Annotated in this window: 19 protein-coding genes and 1 pseudogene; 9 read left to right on the forward strand and 11 right to left on the reverse strand. The window is 36.8% G+C overall.

Translation table 11 applies throughout. From position 1 onward, the window contains the following. Window positions 1–660: 660 nt before the first annotated feature. From floT to ACR65M_RS17365, 8 genes and pseudogenes are all read right to left on the reverse strand, one after another. Window positions 661–2,196: a flotillin lipid rafts scaffold protein FloT gene (floT, locus tag ACR65M_RS17330; protein ID WP_341332531.1), complete on the reverse strand. Its 1,536-nt coding sequence runs from the start codon at window positions 2,194–2,196 to the stop codon at window positions 661–663. Beyond that, a complete protein-coding gene (locus ACR65M_RS17335) occupies window positions 2,193–2,738 on the reverse strand; it encodes an NfeD family membrane protein (protein WP_121447130.1) in 546 nt (181 codons plus the stop codon). Before ACR65M_RS17335 ends, floT begins: the two co-directional genes overlap by 4 nt. A gap of 185 nt (window positions 2,739–2,923) precedes the next feature. Then, complete coding sequence (locus ACR65M_RS17340) at window positions 2,924–4,996, reverse strand: transglycosylase domain-containing protein (protein ID WP_440273917.1); 2,073 nt, start codon at window positions 4,994–4,996, stop codon at window positions 2,924–2,926. A 136-nt stretch (window positions 4,997–5,132) separates the two neighbouring features. Next, window positions 5,133–6,572 (reverse strand): annotated as a pseudogene (gene hpaB / locus ACR65M_RS17345) (4-hydroxyphenylacetate 3-monooxygenase, oxygenase component). A gap of 155 nt (window positions 6,573–6,727) precedes the next feature. After that, complete coding sequence (locus ACR65M_RS17350) at window positions 6,728–7,405, reverse strand: iron-containing redox enzyme family protein (protein ID WP_341332534.1); 678 nt, start codon at window positions 7,403–7,405, stop codon at window positions 6,728–6,730. A gap of 12 nt (window positions 7,406–7,417) precedes the next feature. Beyond that, a complete protein-coding gene (locus ACR65M_RS17355; RefSeq protein ID WP_440273911.1) occupies window positions 7,418–8,419 on the reverse strand; it encodes a hypothetical protein in 1,002 nt (333 codons plus the stop codon). A gap of 11 nt (window positions 8,420–8,430) precedes the next feature. Further along, entirely contained in the window at window positions 8,431–9,492 is a 1,062-nt protein-coding gene (locus tag ACR65M_RS17360; RefSeq protein ID WP_341332536.1) for a DUF3419 family protein, read from the reverse strand. Beyond that, window positions 9,485–10,225 (reverse strand): hypothetical protein, encoded by a 741-nt coding sequence (locus ACR65M_RS17365; protein ID WP_440273912.1) that lies wholly within the window; start codon window positions 10,223–10,225, stop codon window positions 9,485–9,487. Before ACR65M_RS17365 ends, ACR65M_RS17360 begins: the two co-directional genes overlap by 8 nt. 289 nt (window positions 10,226–10,514) lie before the next feature. On the opposite strand from ACR65M_RS17365, the gene ACR65M_RS17370 reads away from it, so the two are divergent. The 5 genes from ACR65M_RS17370 (at window position 10,515) to ACR65M_RS17390 (ending at window position 14,489) form a co-directional block, all read left to right on the forward strand. Then, window positions 10,515–11,135: a DUF47 domain-containing protein gene (locus tag ACR65M_RS17370; protein WP_440273913.1), complete on the forward strand. Its 621-nt coding sequence runs from the start codon at window positions 10,515–10,517 to the stop codon at window positions 11,133–11,135. Window positions 11,136–11,338: 203 nt separating this feature from the next. Beyond that, window positions 11,339–12,337 carry an inorganic phosphate transporter gene (locus ACR65M_RS17375; RefSeq protein ID WP_341332539.1) on the forward strand — a complete coding sequence of 333 codons (999 nt, stop codon included), beginning with the start codon at window positions 11,339–11,341 and terminating at the stop codon, window positions 12,335–12,337. A gap of 109 nt (window positions 12,338–12,446) precedes the next feature. After that, on the forward strand, window positions 12,447–12,887 hold the full coding sequence (locus ACR65M_RS17380) for a MarR family winged helix-turn-helix transcriptional regulator (RefSeq protein WP_341332540.1): 441 nt from the start codon (window positions 12,447–12,449) through the stop codon (window positions 12,885–12,887). A 19-nt stretch (window positions 12,888–12,906) separates the two neighbouring features. Then, window positions 12,907–13,992 carry a hypothetical protein gene (locus ACR65M_RS17385; protein ID WP_341332541.1) on the forward strand — a complete coding sequence of 362 codons (1,086 nt, stop codon included), beginning with the start codon at window positions 12,907–12,909 and terminating at the stop codon, window positions 13,990–13,992. Window positions 13,993–14,120: 128 nt separating this feature from the next. Beyond that, a complete protein-coding gene (locus ACR65M_RS17390) occupies window positions 14,121–14,489 on the forward strand; it encodes an ion channel (RefSeq protein ID WP_121447141.1) in 369 nt (122 codons plus the stop codon). Between the two features lie 36 nt (window positions 14,490–14,525). On the opposite strand, the gene ACR65M_RS17395 is transcribed toward ACR65M_RS17390, so the two are convergent. Further along, on the reverse strand, window positions 14,526–15,272 hold the full coding sequence (locus tag ACR65M_RS17395) for a GTP cyclohydrolase II (protein WP_341332542.1): 747 nt from the start codon (window positions 15,270–15,272) through the stop codon (window positions 14,526–14,528). Between the two features lie 166 nt (window positions 15,273–15,438). Between ACR65M_RS17395 and ACR65M_RS17400 the strand changes: the two genes are divergently transcribed. The 3 genes from ACR65M_RS17400 to ACR65M_RS17410 all read left to right on the forward strand — a co-directional run bounded on the left by ACR65M_RS17400 (window position 15,439) and on the right by ACR65M_RS17410 (window position 17,806). Then, on the forward strand, window positions 15,439–15,858 hold the full coding sequence (locus ACR65M_RS17400) for a MarR family winged helix-turn-helix transcriptional regulator (RefSeq protein ID WP_341332543.1): 420 nt from the start codon (window positions 15,439–15,441) through the stop codon (window positions 15,856–15,858). Window positions 15,859–15,874: 16 nt separating this feature from the next. Further along, window positions 15,875–17,080, forward strand: a complete 1,206-nt coding sequence (locus tag ACR65M_RS17405; protein ID WP_341332544.1) for an MFS transporter — start codon at window positions 15,875–15,877, stop codon at window positions 17,078–17,080. A 162-nt stretch (window positions 17,081–17,242) separates the two neighbouring features. After that, on the forward strand, window positions 17,243–17,806 hold the full coding sequence (locus ACR65M_RS17410) for an FAD-dependent oxidoreductase (protein ID WP_341332545.1): 564 nt from the start codon (window positions 17,243–17,245) through the stop codon (window positions 17,804–17,806). Window positions 17,807–17,846: 40 nt separating this feature from the next. Here ACR65M_RS17410 and crcB (ACR65M_RS17415) read toward each other — a convergent pair whose 3' ends face one another. Both crcB (ACR65M_RS17415) and crcB (ACR65M_RS17420) read right to left on the reverse strand, forming a co-directional pair. Beyond that, entirely contained in the window at window positions 17,847–18,203 is a 357-nt protein-coding gene (gene crcB, locus ACR65M_RS17415; RefSeq protein WP_341332546.1) for a fluoride efflux transporter CrcB, read from the reverse strand. Beyond that, a complete protein-coding gene (crcB, locus tag ACR65M_RS17420) occupies window positions 18,200–18,586 on the reverse strand; it encodes a fluoride efflux transporter CrcB (RefSeq protein WP_341332547.1) in 387 nt (128 codons plus the stop codon). Before crcB (ACR65M_RS17420) ends, crcB (ACR65M_RS17415) begins: the two co-directional genes overlap by 4 nt. Before the next feature lie 349 nt (window positions 18,587–18,935). On the opposite strand from crcB (ACR65M_RS17420), the gene ACR65M_RS17425 reads away from it, so the two are divergent. Beyond that, window positions 18,936–19,745, forward strand: a complete 810-nt coding sequence (locus ACR65M_RS17425) for an EcsC family protein (protein ID WP_341332548.1) — start codon at window positions 18,936–18,938, stop codon at window positions 19,743–19,745. Window positions 19,746–19,812 lie beyond the last annotated feature (67 nt).

Raw genomic sequence — 19,812 nt, forward strand, 5'->3', positions numbered from 1 at the left:
TTTTATTCCTCTTTTCAATGTTTTACTTGGTCGTTAAACATTGTTGACAAAAAGGAATAAAATGACTCTTTTCTTTTACACAATTATATGGACTTAATCGAGATTTCCTTTTGCCTTGTCCGAATCACACCATTATTCAGACTCATACTTGGGGATTTTCTCTTGCCTTGTCCGAATCACACCCTTATTCAGACTCATACTTGGGGATTTTCTCTTGCCTTGTCTGAATCACACCCTTATTCAGACACATGCATGAAGATTTCCTCTGGCCTTGTCCGAATCACACCCTTATTCAGACTCATACTAGGGGATTTTCTCTGACCTTGTCTGAATCACACCCGCATTCGGACTCATGACCGGAAATTTCCTCGGGTGTTGTCTGAATCACACCCGCATTCGGACTCATGACCGGAAATATTATCGGGTGTTGTCTGAATCACACCATTTTTCAGACTCATACTTGGAGATTTCCCCTAGCCTTGTCTGAATCACACTATTTTTCGGACTCATGACTAGAGATTTCCTATAGCCTTGTCCGAATCACACTTTCTTTCCGACTCTTGCTCGCTTTCTTCTAATACCCTAGACGCAATAACACTTTTTACAAATTCAACGCAAAAAAGAAAAGCAGCTTTTGAGTAAGCTGCTTTTCGATTCATATTATTCTTTATCTGTTGGCTCCGCTTTTCTAGTTTGGACTAATTCATCCGTTAACTGGTCGATGCTGTTTTTCACATTACCTTTACCAGATAGGTTTTCAATTATTTCTTTTACATCAATACCTGAGGATGCTTTTAACGACTCTTGAAGAGTTGACATCAAATTAGTAGCATAACCAGTTACCTTATTGGCTCCACTATTTTCCCCATTACTACCAGTATCCACAACTGTAATTTTGTCGATATTTGATAATGGTGCTGCCACTTCTTTCGCATATTGAGGAAGCATTTTAATAACCATATCGAGGATAGCCGCTTTCCCATATTGCTCGAATGCTTCTGCAATTTTTTGTTTTGCTTCTGCTTCTGCAAGACCTTTCAAACGGATAATATCTGCTTCAGATTCCCCTTGTGCACGTTGTGCTTCCGCTTTTGCAAGACCATCAATACGGATTTTCTCTGCTTCCGCCTTTGCCATTGCTTCAATTCGATATTTATTTGCATCTGCTTCAGCTAACTGTTTCGCTTTTTCAGCTTCTGCCGCTTGAACAACTGAGTAACGGTCAGCATCTGCTTTCTTCTTAACCTCTGAATCGTACTGCTTCTCACGACGTAGGATCTCTTTTTCTTCGAGTTCAATTTGCTTCTGTCTTTCAATGATTTGGATTTGCATTTGCTGTTCAGTTACCTCTTGTTTCGCTCTCGCTTCCTCTAAGTGGTATGCTTGGTCAGCACGTGCTTTCGCGATATCCTGCTCTCTACGGAATTCAGCAATTTTCAATTGATTGATTTTTTCTGCTTCCGCAACCTCAGTAGCTCGCTCTAACTCAGACTTCTGCGCTTCTTTCTCGGCTTCTGCACGTTTAATACGTGTTTCTTTTTCAGCTTCAGCTGTTGCAATATCTGCGTCACGCTTTACTTGAGCAATTCTTGGCTTACCAAGTGAATCTAAGTAACCATTCTTATCACGAACATCCTTAATTGTAAACGACACAATGATAAGACCCATTTTCGCTAAATCCTGTGATGCGACACGTTGTACTTCTTGTGAAAACTTATCACGATTTTTATAGATTTCTTCGACGGTCATTGAACCGAGGATTGAACGAAGATGACCTTCTAATACTTCTCTTGCTTCATTTTCTCGATCTTCTTTTCGCTTACCTAAAAATTGTTCTGCTGCTGTTGCAATTTCAGATATGGAACCACCGATTTTAATAATTGCTGTTCCATCCGCCATTACCGGCACACCTTGCTCTGTGTAAACTTCGGGTGTTTGAACATCTAGTTTACTAGATAAGAGACTTAAAGGTTCAGCCTGTTGGAAGACAGGAAGTACAAATGTACCGCCACCGCGGACAATTTTGATTCGATTTCCTGATTCGTCTACATGAACATTTTTGCCACCTAAATAACTACCCGTTACAATAAGAGCTTCATCGGGACCAGCCGTTCTGTACTTTGTAACAAATACCCCAATAAGTGCAAGAAGTAAAAATGCGACTACCCCAATTACAATCCAAATTCCTGTTGTCATTGTTGATTTCCCCCTTTAATCATCATATTTTGGTAAGGCAGGACGTAGGCAACGCCTTCCTTTACATCTATAATAAGAACCTTTTCATCATATGGAATTGGTTCATTATTAAAGCTCTTAGCAGATTTAGCGATTGTGCCACTGATTCCCTCAATGACAACCTCGCCGAAGCCATCAATCGGGATTGAAGTAATTACTTTTCCAATTCTCCCTTTCAAATCTTCTTCCCTGTATACCATCGATTCCTCAGCAGAAGACAACGGGATTAATACAAATACATTTAATAATGTGACTAAAATAAGTGCTAATACAAGTGAAATAACAAAAATTAATAAACTATGAAAGGAAAGTATTTTTTCAAAAATGTACCCAGATGCGCTCAAAAAGGTGAGGAATGAGAAGATAAGTGTTGGGCTTAAGAAACTATCTGGAAAAATTCCCTCTAAAAAATCGCCAAATAGGATAAAAAGAAGGGTACCGATTCCACTAATGACTAAGCCAATCAAATAAATCGTTTCAATGTCATATCCGAATAATTCCATAGCTTCACCTCCAAATCCAACATAATAATTATGAAATTTTCTTTACACTCTCATTTACGGAAAATACTTGAAAAAGGTTTCATTTTTTTAAAAAGAATTTTAGATAATTTGTAATCCAGAAGTAAATCTTATGTAACAATCGTATTAAACAAAAAAGAAAGATCCCTTCACCCGGGACCTTCCTCTCAGTCATCATTATGCTTCTTCCTCTTTTTTTCTTCCTTTTTACGCTCTTTCTCTTTTTCTTTCCTTTTTTTCTCTTCTTCTTTCCTTTTCTTCTCTTCTTCTTTCTTCTTTTTTCCTTCTTCTTTCCACTTATCTTTATCTTGTTTCTTATCTTGCTCCTTCCACTCATTCTCCTTTTTCTGAACAGGAGCCTGATAGGCTGGGAGATTAAATGAAGTTGGTGGGGTATTACTTAATGACTGTTGCATCAATTCTTTAAAAATGGTTGCAGCCGTTGAACTAGTAGTCGTTAAATAGTGATTTTCATCTGTCTTGTCATATCCAAGCCAGACTGCACCAACAAGTTCAGGCGTATATCCGACCATCCAAATATCCTTTGCCCCATTTACACCATCAATAGCTACCTGAGTTGAACCGGTCTTACCTGCTACTTCTCTTCCCTCTATTTTCGCATTTCGACCAGACCCGTTCTCAACAGCACCTTTCAGCAAGAATGTCATTCTTTTTGCAACCTCTGGGGTTGTAATTTGTACAGGCTCTTCTTTCCACTCGGCAATGGTTTCGCCATTTGTATCAATAATTTTTGAAATTGCATGTGCCTTCATCTTTTTCCCTTCATTTGGAAAGGTTGTATAGGCTTCAGCCATGTGAATGGGGGCGACCCCCTTATCCAGACCTCCAAGAGCAAGACTCAAATTATGATCATTTTCCGTAATCGGAAGACCAAATTCGTTTACAGCATCAATCCCGCTTTTTAGTCCAATTTCATTTAAGAGCCACACTGCTGGAACATTATCGGAATTCCTCACTGCATCGTATAAAGTGACACTGCCTTTAAAACTTCCACTTACATTTGATGGTTGGTAGCCGTTGAAACTCATTGGTTTATCAGGGAGGACATCATACACACTGTAGCCTCGTTCCAAAGCTGGCGTGTATACTGAAAGTGGTTTGATTGTTGAACCCGGCTGCCTTTTCAATTGAGTCGCATGATTGAAACCACGAAATACATGCTCACCACGACCTCCAACTAGAGCGTTTATTCCACCCGTCTTCGGGTCTACTAAAATAGCACCACTTTGTAGCAATTGATCTTCTGGACTTGCAGGAAATAGGCTGTCATTATTGTATACATTTTCAGCAGATTCCTGCATGTGAGGATCAAGTTCTGTATAAATTTCCAAACCACCAGACATCACCTCATTTTGGGTGAGTCCATATTTTTCAATGGCTTCTTCAATAATATAGTCGACGTAAAATGGGTATTTTCCTTCATATGGATCAAGTTGTCGTCCCTTGAACACGATTTCTTGTGCCTTTGCTTCCTTCACTTGGTCAGAAGATAAATAACCCTGTTCCTCCATCGCTGCTAATACAAGATCCCTGCGGTTAAGCGATTTTTCCTCGTTAATTAATGGGTTCATCGTCGAAGGTGCTTTAATAATACCAGCAAGAATGGCTCCTTCACTAACTGTTAGTTCATTAACCTCTTTGCCAAAATACGTTCTTGAAGCATTTTTTATGCCCCATGCCCCTTCACCAAAATAGATTTGATTCAAATACATTTCAATTATTTTTTCCTTTGAAAATGTACGTTCTATCTTTTGAGCAAGGAAGAATTCATCAATTTTTCGTTTCAGGGTTTGATCATGAGTTAGAAAGACGTTCTTTGTTAATTGCTGGGTAATCGTACTTCCGCCCTCGACAATACCACCCGCTTTTAAATTTCGGAAAAGCGCACGAAAAATACCGATATAATCCACCCCCGGATGTTTGTAAAATCGACGGTCTTCAATGGCAACTAAGGCATTGATAACATGTGGCGGAATTTTTTCATAGCTGACACCTTCGATTTTAGGTCCAGGTACCTTACTGGCGATTTCTCCATTTTTATCATAGATAATAGTTGGTTCCGGCAATGGATTGTTCAAAGCACTAACATCCCGAGAATTGATATACATGTTGAGCCCAATAGTAATAACTAAAATAAAAACCAACCCAATTAACAGGATGATTTTTACCTTTCCTACTTCGGACAATGTCTTCATGAAGTTTTTTCCCATTATTCGAATGCCCTCCAAATGTGCTAGTAAGAATAATATCGCAAAAATAGTGCTACATATATTTATTCGAACAAGAAATGTTTTTATGTTCATACAAAAGATATATTTTTAAAAAATTGGTTAGCGGAGGGGGAACTGTCGCGAATTAGCTTTTTAAGAATTCTTTAATTTGATTTGTGAGTTCAGTTCTATCGTAAGAGCGGTATAGGTTACTTGCAAGTCGTATTGGGTCACCGAAGAAAAAACGCTCATATAGGGTTTGTCGTGATCCGAATGCACTAACACAAAGATCCCATGCGAGTCTAAATAGTTTAACTCTATCATACGCATTAGCGTTTGCAGCTTGTAAATATTGATCAAGATCAGCCCTCATATCAGAAGCAAAATCTTTTTCAGTTGGAATTGAAACTAATCCACTTGCACCTATTAGCTGAAGAATCTCGGTAAAACGTGGGTATAGACGAGGGTATAAATTTATCGCACTGTATAGAGGATTGATTGCAGGTGCCATTGTACCCCATTTATCCAATTTCGATTGCAGTTCAGATGATAATTATAATGCTTTCAAAGATTCTAGCCCAACTATAATTTCACTGATTTTCTCTTGTACATGCTGATATTCACCAATGTTAATAGTGTCCACTAAAGCTTGGGCTACTCCAAGCAGACATTCCGTTTTGACAACCTGTCTAGAAAGAACTTGATGCAGGACCAATGGAAAGAAGCTTGATTCTGTATACATTTTATTGGCACAATCAATACTTTCATTCAAAAAGACCCGTTCCCAAGGAACAAGAACATTATTAAAAACGATGATCGTATCCATTTCTTCAAATCTCGAGCTTAGAGGATGATCAAACGTTGATTCTCTATATGCAAATGATTCTCTGCAGAGAAAAGTTAATCCTTTTGTGTTACTTGGAATTGAGAAGGCAAAAGCATAATCTTTATTAACTATATTTCCACCGGACGGAAAGACGATTAACTCATCTGTAATCCCCCCCTGTGTAGCTAGCAATCTTGCACCATGAATAATAATTCCATCTGTTCTTTTTTCAATAACCTTGGCAGCTATAATTTTATCTTCGTCCTCCATATGAAAAAGGGAACGGTTTGTTTGTGGATTTATAAAGGTGTGGGTAAATGAATAATCATTTTCACATGCTTCCTCATAAAACCTACGGAGATTTTTCACAAACTCCGGATTATTAGAAGAAAATAAATCAGCAGCAGCATTAACAGCCATTAAGCACGTATTCATATAATCAGGGGATCTTCCCATCATTCCAAGTGTACTTTTTGCCCAAGTTTGTATCATAAGACGTCTTTTTTCTAAATCCTCTTTGGTTCTCGGCTCTAGATAGGAAGTTCCTATTTGATTACCAGTTATAGAAGAAGGAAAGGTCATGATGTCTTGATTTGATGATTTACATTGAGGGTCATAGAGCTTCGCTTGACTCTCAATGACTCTACGGAAAGCAGGATGCTCAGAAATATTCCCCTTCACCTTTTCCCCGTCAATCCATATATCAGAATGCAGTTTATTAATTCTATTAATATATTCTTTACCGGAAATTATTCCCATTTACTAACACCTCCACAGGCTACTAACCTAAAATATGCGCCTCTTTAATATCACGTGAGACCATTTTTCAAGAACAACCTGTGGAGAGATTTGAACTTCCGAAGATGTTTAGCACCTAGTTGAAAACTTCAGGTGTCGGTAGACACGAAATGGAACTATCGAACAAATTCTAAGATGTCTGTATACATCCTAGAGTGATAGTACATCCCAAATTTCAGGCCACGTTCGATAATTCTTTTTTGATCTCCTTCATATCCTCGAGCCACTACTTCATATATTTCGTTTGCATGTTGCACATCAAGTACCTCATGATCTGTAAAATGAACGAGTGATTTGTTTTCGCTCCCATAGTTGTTTTTCGCAAATTGGCCAACTAATGGAGAAACACGGGCAACAATTTCTTCAATTACACCTAGTGCGGCAAGCCCTTCCAAATAATGATAGTGGAGACAGAGATCAGTTAATGCACGGTTGTATGCAAGAACGGGTATGCATGGTTCGCTTTCGTATATTTCTTCTTCAGATATACCAATCCCTTTCAAAAACTGTTTATACGTCTCGCTATGAACATATTTCTCGTTCATTTTCCCATGCTCTTCAAACAAGTTTTCCACAAGTGGCATTCTCATTCGATAGTCTGACATATTCGTTAAAATCGCTGACAAAAAGCGTGGAAAGTAAAGAACGACGTGGTAAATTTGAAGTGCAATCTCCTTTTGTTGTTCTGCAGAAAATTCCCCTTTTGCCAAAGCCACAAATAATGGATGTTGTTCAATTTCCTCACCTTGAAACATACCAACTGTCACATTCTTTAACTCTACAAATTTCTCCATTATTACATCCTCCTAAATAAGTGTTATTTCATGAAAATCCATTGAAAGGTTTGCAGGAATATCCCCGTAAGCAAATGTTGTTGATGAATGTTTTATATAAAAAGGGTTACATCGATACTGCTCTACTTCTTCGGAAGATACTCCAAAAAATAAATAGGTAAATCGATGTTTATAGGTCTTTTGAATATAAGAGATATATTTCTGTCGATATCTTTTAGGAGCTTCTCGCGCTGTGAAAAACGCCAAATAGCCATGCTGAAATTCCTCACGTTTATCAGGCAATGGTGGGCAACCAACTGCGCGACAAATCAAATTTACTATTTTAAACAGGAAAGGAAGTCTCCTGGAAAGTCGCAGCTTTCTAGCATCTGATTGATTCACAAGCTTACAGATAGCTAGGTCGTCCTTCTGATCTCTAATAACTAAGAACACACCATTGTCTTTTAAGAAAATTTTCTTATCATATAGAGCAAAGTCTTTAGACGTAGCAAAGCTCTTGTAAATCTGCCATGCCTCTTCCCCTTCAATTTCAAATACATCCAAATGATTGTTCCGATATTTAAAGAACATAGGTACACCAATATGAAACGTTCTTCCCAGTTCAATTCCACTTGGAAGGAGCCCATTGCCTTTTATCATGGATGCTTTGTTTGAATTGGTATCAAGAACGGTAGAATACATCCATTTGACTGCACCTTCATTTTGATAAAGAGATACTAATTGTTGTGTCAAGCGATAGTAAGCAAAAGTCCGGTGGAAGTCGGGATGAATCCTTAAGTCATTTAAGTAATACACATGTTTACAGGCCCCTTCAATGACCCTCTTTTGCTGACTCACTGCAACACAGCCAATTAATGCACTTCCTTTAAACAATCCGAAATGCCTTGTCTTTCCAAATTCCTCTGACAGCTTAAAAAAGTTCGGAGACCGATCAACATAGAAGAGATTGCTACCTGTACTTGATTCATTCGATAATTGAAGCAATTGTAATCCGTGAGATTCATCAAGTTCCATAAATGAATAAGTCATACAAATTGCCCGACTGTTATTTTTTGATATAACATCGAACGTTCTAAAGTCTCACAGCGCAATGACAACTCTTCATCACGTATAAACCGATCCGGCAATGTACTCATACTAAGCATATTTCGGAACATTAAGACACTATTTGCTGATTTAGCTTGAATAACTCGGCAACAAATCGATGCTTTTCCTTTTTCATCTGCCCAGTCAAATACATTTGACAAATAAAACGCATCGATCGAATTTTCCTTCTCCAATAAACTTTGGATACTCACTGGATAAATGAACATTTTATCAATATTTCTTTTTACTTCTTCATATCCTTCTGGAGTTAAATAGAAAGGAACCCCCTCGACATGATCATATAAATAAGTAGAAAATAATATTTGGCTCAAAAAATAATTATTGTGAATCGGCTTTGTTTTCACTTCCTTTTCAAATTGACTTAAAAAGAAATTCCCGAAATCATGTTCACTGGCATTCTTAAACATAAAACTAGGAAAAAATTGTAGGTGTGTCGTTTTACTTAACAATATTTTTACAGCTGTTCGCCATTGGGCAGTTGTTAGATACTCTTCATAAAATCTCTGTTGCTCATCAAGGTTTTTGGCAGAAAACAACTGATTCCAAACAGTCTCGTCATATACATTCCGGCAAATGTTTCCTCCTATAAATCTGTAAAAACGCTCATTTATCCCACAATGATTAATTCCCTCTTCTATTTCACTACGATGCAGCTCCCAAAAATGTCTCGCGTATTCTGGCAATTCTTCAGCTATCTCTTCATACATCTCACCCCGATTATCACAATCCGTTTCCCCGATAAAAGAAAGGAAATCATTTAACGAAAACTGCTGTATCGCTGCCTTTTTCAATTCAATTAGAGCACATTGCGCAGGATTCACATCAACACAGAGAACTTGGTTGATCGTGTCAGTCAGAATGGAAAATGCTGTACATCCACCTGATCCAACAACAAGTACTTTCTGTGGCCCTACTATTCTTGAAATCTCTCTTTCTACTAAACTGTCTTCTCTAATTTGCGAAAAATAAATGTTAGACATTACTTACAACCCCTCCCCCGAATAAATCCAGAACTTCTTTTTTTCCTTCTTTCCAATTCAGCATTCTTTTTCTTCCGCTTTCCAGTTGACGATTGAATGTAGCTCGAGCACTTGGACCATCCGGTATTGTAGAGTATAGGACGACATTCATTCCCTGTGATAGCTCCACTTTTCTTGAACAAAGCCAATTCTCTACCTCTGGATAAGTTGATTTATATTGATAAAGTGGATCTATTGATTTTGAGGTTAGACGTTCAATATCTAACTCATATATATGTGAAAGCTTTTTTGAGAAAACGTGAACATTTTCCTTTACTTCTTCAGGAACCTCGGATACCTGGAATTTCGGGTAAGCGCAATCATTAAACAGCGCTTTAAAAAACACCAAAACGTCCGGATTCTCAATTTCTGCAAGCAGGTGTATTTTTCTACCTATATTTTCATCCATTAATACTTCAATATAAGACATAAAAAGGTCTAGAAAACTGCTCATCCTCGAAAACAGGGGACCGAAGTATACAAACTTGTCATCTCCTTGTTCAAAGGTTTGAACAAGTTGGAAGGCCAAAAGCTTTTGATTTCGTCTTAAGCATACAGCCTGTTCATATCTTTCAAATCTCGGAAAAAGGTATTCCTCCCCCACTTTGCTTACTCGCCTTGAAAACAAAAGCATTTCTTCTTTGTGTTTGATAAGCAATTGATTTGTCTTGATAATCTCTAATAATTGAGTCACTCATTCCACCAACCAATTCCTATAGTGTAAAATTACACCTTTTATTCTATAGTGTAATTTTGCACTAAAAAGGAAAAATTTCAAGTATATTTCCTTAATCTTCTATAGATAATAAAAGAACCTAGTAAATACATAGATACCCAACATACCGTTGTATTTTCAGGAAATACAACTTCAAACTTATATTACATTTTTGTAAACTTTGTAAAATTTTTATTGTAATTTCGACAAATTTAGATAAAAATATTCTTTGTATGTTTTTATATTTCATTATTGGAGGAACAATATTATGTTCGCATATAAGAAAAAAGACGTTTTTTTTGATGCACTTACATCTATCTCTGCAAACTTGAAAGAGGCAGCAGATTATTTCGTACAGTTTAAAATTAAAAATGTAAGTGACTTGAAAGAGTTTTCGAGTCAAATGAAAGAATATGAGACAATTGGTGACGATGTCATTCATGGCTTGATAACTCAACTTAATAAATCTTTCATCACACCGATTGAGCGAGAAGATATTCTACAATTGGCTATGAAAATGGATGATGTTTTAGATGGAATGGAGCAATGCGCAGCACGTTTTGAGATGTATTCTTTGACTATTACAGACGAATACATGACTACATATGCTGACTATATCCATAAAAGTACGGTTGAAATCTTCCATGCCATTGAACTTCTTACAAATAAAAAGCTGCTAGATATGCGTACACATGCGATTAAAATCAATGATTATGAATCACAATGTGACGAACTCTTAAGGGTTTCCATCAAACAACTTTTCCAAACTGAAAAGGACCCAATTAAAATTATCCAACTAAAAGAGATTTATGAGATTCTTGAAGGCATTTCGGACTTCTGCGAGGATGTTGCGGATACTTTAGAGACCATTATCATGAGAAATGCATAAAGTTGATGTTCAAAACGTGTGGTGAAAATGACGAATCGAAATTCTAGTTGGCTTGCTTCGGTACTCGGGAGTTCGCGCCGCCTTGAAATTTCGACGCTCAGGATGTGTTAGTGTTGACAATGAATTAGGACGTGACGTTTTTGTCGACTCAGGTCCTTTCCACCCTCCTTTTTGAACACATATTATAAGGGAGAATCTTATTAATGGACACTTTATTAATTTTAACGGTTTTAATTGTTTTTTTTGCGTTAGCATTTGACTTCATTAACGGCTTTCATGATACGGCTAATGCGATAGCGACAAGTGTTTCAACAAAGGCACTTAAGCCAAGAGTTGCTATTGTCCTTGCGGCCTCCATGAACTTTATTGGTGCAATTACATTTACGGGTGTTGCTAAAACAATAACGAAAGATATTGTTGATCCTTTTGCAATAGAAAATGGATCAGTTGTTATCTTAGCAGCCCTGCTTTCTGCAATTGCATGGAACTTGATAACATGGTACTACGGAATCCCAAGTAGTTCCTCTCATGCTTTAATCGGGTCCATTGCTGGAGCAGCAATTTCCGCTGCAGGCATTGGGATTTTGAATTACAGTGGATTTATAAAAATTTTAGAAGCACTCATTCTTTCCCCCTTTATTGCATTAGCAGTTGGATTTCTAATGATGAGCCTTTTTAAAGTTATTTTCAAAAACACAAATCTTTATAAAACAAACAAGGGTTTCAGGATCTTTCAAATATTCACAGCTGCCCTTCAATCTTTTACCCATGGTACAAATGACGCTCAAAAAGCGATGGGGATTATCACGATGGCATTAATTGCAGGTGGATTTACAACCTCTACCGATATACCACTTTGGGTGAGAATTGCTGCAGCAACTGCAATGGGGCTCGGTACATCAATAGGTGGTTGGAAAATCATTAAAACGGTCGGCGGTAAAATTATGAAAATCCGTCCAATAAATGGCGCGGCTGCTGACCTATCTTCTGCTCTAATCATTTTTGGAGCGACTTATATTCATTTACCAGTTAGTACAACACATGTGATTTCATCCGCAATCATGGGGGTCGGTTCTGCTCAACGTGTAAAAGGCGTAAAATGGGGTGTTGCCCGTAAAATCGTCCTCACTTGGGTGATTACACTTCCAATCTCAGCATTGTTAGCAGCACTCATTTATCAAATCATTAACCTATTTTTCTAAAAGGTGGCAAATGCTGCCTTTTTTTATTGCCATGATAAATAATTAAGATTATAATATATTTAAGATGACTTAAATATTTATTAACATTAACCTTAAAGGATGATTAATCATGGATACGAAAGCCTATATGAAAGAAACCTTTAATCTACTCGATGAAGTTAATTCCCTATTACTTCAAGAATTCGAATCGATATTTCACTTTGATATCACTACAAAACAATCAATCGTTTTACATCATGTCTATCAAGCCAAAACAATTACAGTAAATGAATTAGCGCAACTTATGAAAATCTCAGCAAGTGCTGTCAGTCAATTACTAAACAAATTAGAAAGTGAACTATATATTAAAAGAGAAATAAACCCAAAGAATAGGCGTGAAATTCTCATATCTCTTGGTTCAAAAGGAATCAAATTATATGAGGAAAGTGACAAAATCGACCAAAGAATAATGGAAAAATATTACTCGAAACTTACCGAAGAAGAAATGATACAATTCCAAACAATTGTGCGAAAACTTCATACGATTATTACTACCTCAAATAATGAGTAGGAATGAAGGAGGAATTTTTATGGTGCACTCACTCAAGAAGAACAGATCAATTTATATTTTTATTATCTTGGCACTATTAATCATTAGCTCAAATTATACAGTGATGGTCATTCAGCCATTTGAGCCTGTCACAGATACTTTGATTCTCGCAACCTTGTTTGATTTAACAATCGTTTTACCTCTATTCTTCTATATATTTGTGGTTCGAAACCGTTTTTCCATGATTACTCTTCTTCCTGTTGTGATTGGCGGCTTTTGGTTTGCATACTTCATTGTTCCCCATCATGATATCGCTATTTTTAATTATGCAAAATACGGAATCTTTCTAATCGAAGGCCTCTTTATTGCAATTGAAATATTTCTTGCCGTCTTGTTAATTCGTAAAATTCCAACTCTCATCCAGCACTACAAACAAGAAAAAGAATACTCTTTTTATTATCCTGCAACTATTCGTAGAGCCTTACATCAAACATTCGGAAAGAAAAAACTTCTAGATATCCTTGTTTACGATTTCACCATTTTCTATTATGCATTCTTCGTTTGGAAGAAAAAATGGGATAGTAAATCAGGTACTCGTGTTTTTACCATTCATACTGAATCAGGATATTTTGGGTTGTTTATCATGTTAGTACATGCGATGGTGATAGAGGTAATCGGAGTTCATTTTTTAATAGCCCATTTTTGGAGCCCTATTGCAGCATGGATATTTACCATTTTCGATTTATATGCTCTTGCTTGGATTATTGCAGACTATCAGGCTGTACGTCTTTCACCAATTGTAATTAAAGACCGTAAGCTCTTCGCACAGGTTGGAATTAGACGTGAAATAGAAGTTGATTTAGACAATATAAAATCAATAAAAAGAACTGTTACAGATAAGAAGGCTAGAGCTCAGGAAAAAAATAGTTTTGCGATCACACTACCTGATTTCTTTGAAGAAGATCCACAGTTTGAAATTGAATTAAAATCCTCAGTTGTTGCTTACCTCCCCTTTGGGAAGAAAACGGATATCACTAAGCTATATGTAACAGTTGATGAAAAAGAAGCATTCCTTCAGGAAATGAATAGCTTTGTCAAAGAAAATCATAATGTATTCCAACTTTAAGCATATAAGTGTATTTTGCTCGGCAGCTTTGCCGAGTTTTTTCAGTTTTGGGTTGAATTGAAGGCTAGTCTATTCTACTAACTTTTTAATATACATATAATAAGGCAGGTTATAAGGAAGTGATTTAATTGAAATCATTTATTCATAGAAAAAAGACATTATATCGTGGGTTAATTTTTATTGTTGTGTATCTTAATACATTGTTAACCTTTGCCATTTTATATATTTTTTTAGATTTACTAGACCTTGGAGCGGTACATGACCATTATGCATCCGATTCGCATCAAGAACAGTCATTAGATATTGTAACCCGGTCGTTATATTTTAGTGCCATTACCCTCTTGTCTGTTGGATATGGCGACGTAACTCCATTTGGAGTCTCAAGAGCTGTAGCGATTATTGAAGCATTAATCGGTTATTTGTTACCTGTGGTCATCGTGATTCAGTTTCTCCCTCCTTTTCGAAATACAGAAGGTGATAATTATCCGTATGATTAGAAATGAGCTAGTCCACCAATGGGCTAGCTCCTCATTTTAAAAAGGTTGTTCATCTTGTGCCATTTCAACTAGATGGCCGGCTCTTTCCACTTTCGTCTTTAAGTATTTTTGGTTAAACTCCGACACATCTCCCCAAATTGGCATCCGTTCTGAGACATTCATACCTGAATTTTTAAGGGCTTCAATTTTTTTAGGATTATTTGTTATTAACGAAACTGGTTTAGACCGTAACGTCTTCAAGACCCGAATCGCATCGTCGTAATTTCTAGCATCATCCTTAAACCCTAGTTGGATATTTGCTTCAACTGTATCTAATCCATTCTCTTGAAGGATATAAGCCATCGCTTTACTAAATAAGCCTATTCCTCGACCTTCATGATTAGCTAAATAGAATAAAGCACCTGCCCCATGGTCCACAATAATTCTCATAGATTGCTTTAGTTGATATCCGCAATCACAACGTTTGCTTCCAAAAATATCACCCGTATGACAAATACTATGCATTCGAATTAAAGCCTCATCTGCATTTTCAAAATCTCCATATACTAATACACTGGATTGCTGTTTTTCAGCAAGGTTTGTTGATGAAAGCTTATCAATGATTCGATTTGCATCCAACGTTACCTCATCACAAAGTAGCCAGCAATACCACTGAAAAATGACTGTCTCTCCATCTAAATTCACAGGAAGCTTAATTGGCCCAACTAAGTAAATTGCTTTATCTCCTCTTTCAATGAGTTTAATTTTCTCCTGTAAGATGGAAATAATTTCTTTTGAAATCACGAATAATCCCCCTTGCTCATTTGGTTACAAGTAGTTTTTGATTATTATCATATATTTATCCACCCCATCTTTCTCGTTTTTAAGGCTTTAGTCTTGCTTTCTGAAGTTAAAAAATGATATAGTTACCTAGGTAACTAATTATAAAGAAATATTCAGAGGTGTTTATATGCAAACTGGACATACTCTATTTCACGCAGTTCATCAGTTATCACGACAGCTTACTAAACATGTAAATGAAACTTTAGAACCCTTCGGACTATTTGGCGCACAATGGTCCGTTTTATTTGTTTTAAAAACAAAAGGGACATTAACACAATCTGAGCTATGTGACTACTTAACTGTTGAGGCACCGCCGATGACACGAAATATACAAAAGCTAGTTAAACTTGGATATGTCAGACAGGTTCAAGGAACTGACAAGCGTACTAAGCAAATTGAATTAACGAAAAAGGCACTAACTGAGTATCCAAAATGGGAACAAGCTATAATCGAAATGAATAAAAAGCTCTTAGAAAATTACCCAACAGAATTACAGAATCAGGTATATCACCTTTTAAACCATTGGTTCTGTCAGATTAAGAACTAACACCAGGAGGGAAACTATGGGGAAACAAAAACTTTGGACGAAGGATTTTATTAATCTTTCGGTTAGTAACTTTTTTGTATTTTTGACGTTTTACTATTTATTGGTTTCATTACCGGTATACACGTTGAATGATTTGGGCGGAAATGAATTAGAAGCAGGACTCATGATTACTGTATTTTTATTCTCTGCTATCATCGTCCGTCCTTTTGCGGGTCGATGGTTAAATACCATTGGTAGAAAGAATGTCCTTACTCTTTCATTACTTATCTTTATGATTTCATCGCTATTCTATTTCTTCACTCCATCCATCTACTCTGTTTTATTGTTACGTTTATTCCATGGAATTGGATTCGGAATGGCAACAACCGCTGCTGGAGGAATTGTTGCAGACGTTATCCCCGATTCTCGAAAAGGAGAAGGCATGGGATATTTTATTATGTCAAACAACTTAGCAATGGTTATTGGTCCATTCTTAGGGCTAACACTATTGAATAAATCCGGAATGAATAGCGTATTCATTGTTGGAGCAATTTGTTCGATGCTTGCGTTGGTAACAGGCTATTTTGTAAAAGTTCCTGAAAGAGCACATGAAGAATTACTAAAAGAAAAAACAGTAAAAACAAAATTGTCTTTCGGGGATCTGTTTGAGGTTCCTGCGATAAAAATTTCCATTGTCGGTGGACTATTAGGGATTGTATACTCTTCACTCTTATCTTTCGTTTCAGTATATGCCCAAGAAATTGGATTATTTGAGGTTTCAAGTTTCTTTTTCGTGGTATATGCCATTGTACTATTAGTATCTAGACCTTTCACTGGAAGATGGTTTGATCAATATGGAGCAAATAAAATTGTCTATCCATCGATTGTAGTGTTTGCTATTGGAATGTTGTGTCTTGGGATTTCATCAACTTCCTTGATGTTCTTAATTGCTGCTGCTTTAATTGGTTTAGGCTGGGGAACATTATTCCCAAGTTTCCAAACAATTGCTGTTCAAGCTGCAGCCCCTACGCGCAGAGGAACAGCAACAGCTACATTCTTATCCATTTTTGACACTGGAATTGGTTTAGGCTCATCAATTGTAGGCCTTATAAGCGCACAAATCGGACTCGGCACCTTCTATTTCTTTAGTGCCTTTTATGTGATATTCGGGATTATACTCTATTATTTTCTTCATGATCGTAGATCGAAATTTGGTGTACAAACGGAACAAACTTATAATTAAACATCAGCATCCATCTAGGATAGAAGGGATTTTTCCTTTCTGTCCTTTCTAATTTTGATCTAGAGATGATGTAATTTAAACTTAAGCAGATGATTAGATTGACATGATGTTAATGGGTATAATTATGATTGAATACTATTTTACATAAGGAGTGATTGAACAATGTTTGATGTTGTTATAGTAGGCGCTGGTCCTGCAGGCGCAAGTGCAGCTTTATTTACAGCAAAGGCTGGTAAGAAAACATTACTTTTAGATAGTGATAAAGGTATGACCAAGCGTGCTTGGGTTGAAAACCATTATGGCGTTATGGAAATTGAAGGCCCTGAACTAGTTGAAATTGGCCAAAAACAAGCGGCGAAATTTGGTGCTGAGGTTGTTCAACAGCCTGTGACTTCTATTGAAAAAACTGAAAACGGTTTTAAGATTGTTACTGATAACGGTGATTACGAAGGAAAATACGTAGTTTTTGCTACTGGGGCTTTAACGGACGTAGCTGCATCTGCAGGAGTTGCCACTAAAGAAGGCACGGAGCCTCGTATCAAAACAGTTCTTGATGTGGATGCATCTGGTAAAACAAATGTTGAGGGAATCTGGGCTGCTGGTACGTGTGCAGGTGTAAGTGTTCATACAATAATTACAGCTGGCGACGGTGCTAAAGTTGCGATTAATATCATCAGTGAAATCAATGGTGAGCGTTATGTTGACCATGACGTGTTGAAAAAATAACATGCTAATTAAAGCCAGGTGAATAATATCTCCTGGCTTTTTAGATAATGATGAGAATACCTACATAGGACGATATGGTACATAGTATCGCTGATGCTAATATGTATAAGAATGCTTTCTTGTTCTGTCTTGAAAGAAATAACTGAATAGCTTCATAGCCAAATGTAGAAAATGTCGTGAATGCCCCACAAAAGCCGACTCCAAATAATAACCAACTCCACTCTGGTATTGTATGAATTAGCTTAAGGCCAGTTAAAATTCCTAAAAGTAATGATCCAGAGATGTTTATGAATAAAGTTGGATATGGAAATGAATTACCAGTTATTTTTCCAATCCATATTCCCGCGAGGTATCTACATGCAGCTCCAGCTGCTCCACCGATTCCAACAAGTATCATTGCGATTCTTCACCCATTTTACTTATTTTAGCCAACCGATAACCCAAAAATGATAAGATAATTCCAGCTATTAGACTCGTTAACACATATAAAACGGAAAGACCAAATTTCCCTTCCTCCATTAATTGAACAACTTCTACTGAGAAAGTGGAGAATGTTGTAAATGAACCAATAAAACCTGTACCAAACAACAATGCTATTTTTGGACTGATATTTTTTTGTTTAGTGATATAAGTTAACAACCATCCTAAGCATAGACATCCGATTAAGTTAACAGATAGAGTTCCAATCGGAAAACCTCTAGTTGGAGGCACCAATTCTCCAATTAAATAACGGGAACAAGCCCCCAGAAATCCACCAATCATTACAAATAGTATATTCATCCAATCACTGTCCTTATTTCTGATTAAATTATTATAGCATTTTATGTTGGAAAGGCGGTGGTGATTTGAATTGGAATAGAGTAACATGTATCTTCCTGTTTTTAGCAGGTTGATACCATTCGAACCGTTTGGAGTAGCATCACTTTCCTGGTTTTAGGAGGTTAATACCATTCGAAACCGTTTGGAGTGGCATTACTTTCTTCCTTTTAGGAAGCTTAGTTCCCTCTAGTCTCTTTTAAGAGCGGCAGATTGCTTTTGCTTGAAACACATATCTAATATTCATTTCATGAAACTATTTTTACGTACAACCGTAATACATAAGAGGATAAAACCAGAAAGAGGAATGCAAATGGAATCTAAACAAATACTCGAAAGTGAACTAAAAAAAATAGAAGCATGGGAAAAAGACCAGAGTGGTTTATGGTTTTGGGAACGAATTGGTCGACTTCCTTTTAAACTCCTTGATAAACTAACACCAAAATTCATCCATGAGAAAATCGGTATTCTTCTTGATGAAATTGGAAGCTATATACAAAACGGTGGAAAATATCTGATTCAGGAAAAAGCTATTTTTAATTTAATCGAAAAAAAAGCAAATACCCCCATTGAAAAGATTACAGATATCGAACAAATTCCGCTTCACAACATGATCGAAGCCAGTCAAGAGCATTCCGAAAAATGGGCAAAAGTGGCCACTCTGCAAGGAGCGACGACCGGTGTTGGCGGAATATTTACACTTGCCGTTGATATCCCTGCTATACTTGGAATGTCATTAAAAACACTTCAAGAAATTGCGATAATCCATGGGTTTGACCCAAAAGAAAAAAATGAGCGAATATTTATCATTAAATGTTTACAGTTCTCTTCTGCAGATGTAGTTGGTAAGCAGGCAATTCTTAAGGAACTTTCCTCCTTTTACCAAGGCAGAAATTCTTCGAATGAAATGATGTCACAACTCCAAGGTTGGCGTGAGGTAGTGTATACCTACCGCGATTCATTTGGGTGGAAAAAACTTTTTCAAATGATACCAATTGCAGGGATTCTTTTTGGAGCTATTTCCAATCGCTCAATGATTCAAGATCTCACGGAGACTGGAAATATGTTATACCGTAAAAGAAGAATCCTAGAAAGATTACAAGATGAAACTCCAACATCTTAAAATCCCCTTTTTTAGGGGGTTTTTTTTCGTGATAAAGACTAACTGGTTCTAGGCGGTCACATTTTTC

Source organism: Ferdinandcohnia sp. SAFN-114 (assembly GCF_059415045.1).

What these genes read in the sequence shown, in the direction of transcription:
- floT (WP_341332531.1), bottom strand. Translation starts at nt 2,196, where the DNA reads ATGACAACAGGAATTTGGATTGTAATTGGGGTAGTCGCATTTTTACTT.
- ACR65M_RS17335 (WP_121447130.1), bottom strand. Translation starts at nt 2,738, where the DNA reads ATGGAATTATTCGGATATGACATTGAAACGATTTATTTGATTGGCTTA.
- ACR65M_RS17350 (WP_341332534.1), bottom strand. Translation starts at nt 7,405, where the DNA reads ATGGAGAAATTTGTAGAGTTAAAGAATGTGACAGTTGGTATGTTTCAA.
- ACR65M_RS17355 (WP_440273911.1), bottom strand. Translation starts at nt 8,419, where the DNA reads ATGGAACTTGATGAATCTCACGGATTACAATTGCTTCAATTATCGAAT.
- ACR65M_RS17360 (WP_341332536.1), bottom strand. Translation starts at nt 9,492, where the DNA reads ATGTCTAACATTTATTTTTCGCAAATTAGAGAAGACAGTTTAGTAGAA.
- ACR65M_RS17370 (WP_440273913.1), top strand. Translation starts at nt 10,515, where the DNA reads ATGTTCGCATATAAGAAAAAAGACGTTTTTTTTGATGCACTTACATCT.
- ACR65M_RS17375 (WP_341332539.1), top strand. Translation starts at nt 11,339, where the DNA reads ATGGACACTTTATTAATTTTAACGGTTTTAATTGTTTTTTTTGCGTTA.
- ACR65M_RS17380 (WP_341332540.1), top strand. Translation starts at nt 12,447, where the DNA reads ATGGATACGAAAGCCTATATGAAAGAAACCTTTAATCTACTCGATGAA.
- ACR65M_RS17385 (WP_341332541.1), top strand. Translation starts at nt 12,907, where the DNA reads ATGGTGCACTCACTCAAGAAGAACAGATCAATTTATATTTTTATTATC.
- ACR65M_RS17400 (WP_341332543.1), top strand. Translation starts at nt 15,439, where the DNA reads ATGCAAACTGGACATACTCTATTTCACGCAGTTCATCAGTTATCACGA.
- ACR65M_RS17405 (WP_341332544.1), top strand. Translation starts at nt 15,875, where the DNA reads ATGGGGAAACAAAAACTTTGGACGAAGGATTTTATTAATCTTTCGGTT.
- ACR65M_RS17410 (WP_341332545.1), top strand. Translation starts at nt 17,243, where the DNA reads ATGTTTGATGTTGTTATAGTAGGCGCTGGTCCTGCAGGCGCAAGTGCA.
- crcB (WP_341332546.1), bottom strand. Translation starts at nt 18,203, where the DNA reads ATGATACTTGTTGGAATCGGTGGAGCAGCTGGAGCTGCATGTAGATAC.
- crcB (WP_341332547.1), bottom strand. Translation starts at nt 18,586, where the DNA reads ATGAATATACTATTTGTAATGATTGGTGGATTTCTGGGGGCTTGTTCC.
- ACR65M_RS17425 (WP_341332548.1), top strand. Translation starts at nt 18,936, where the DNA reads ATGGAATCTAAACAAATACTCGAAAGTGAACTAAAAAAAATAGAAGCA.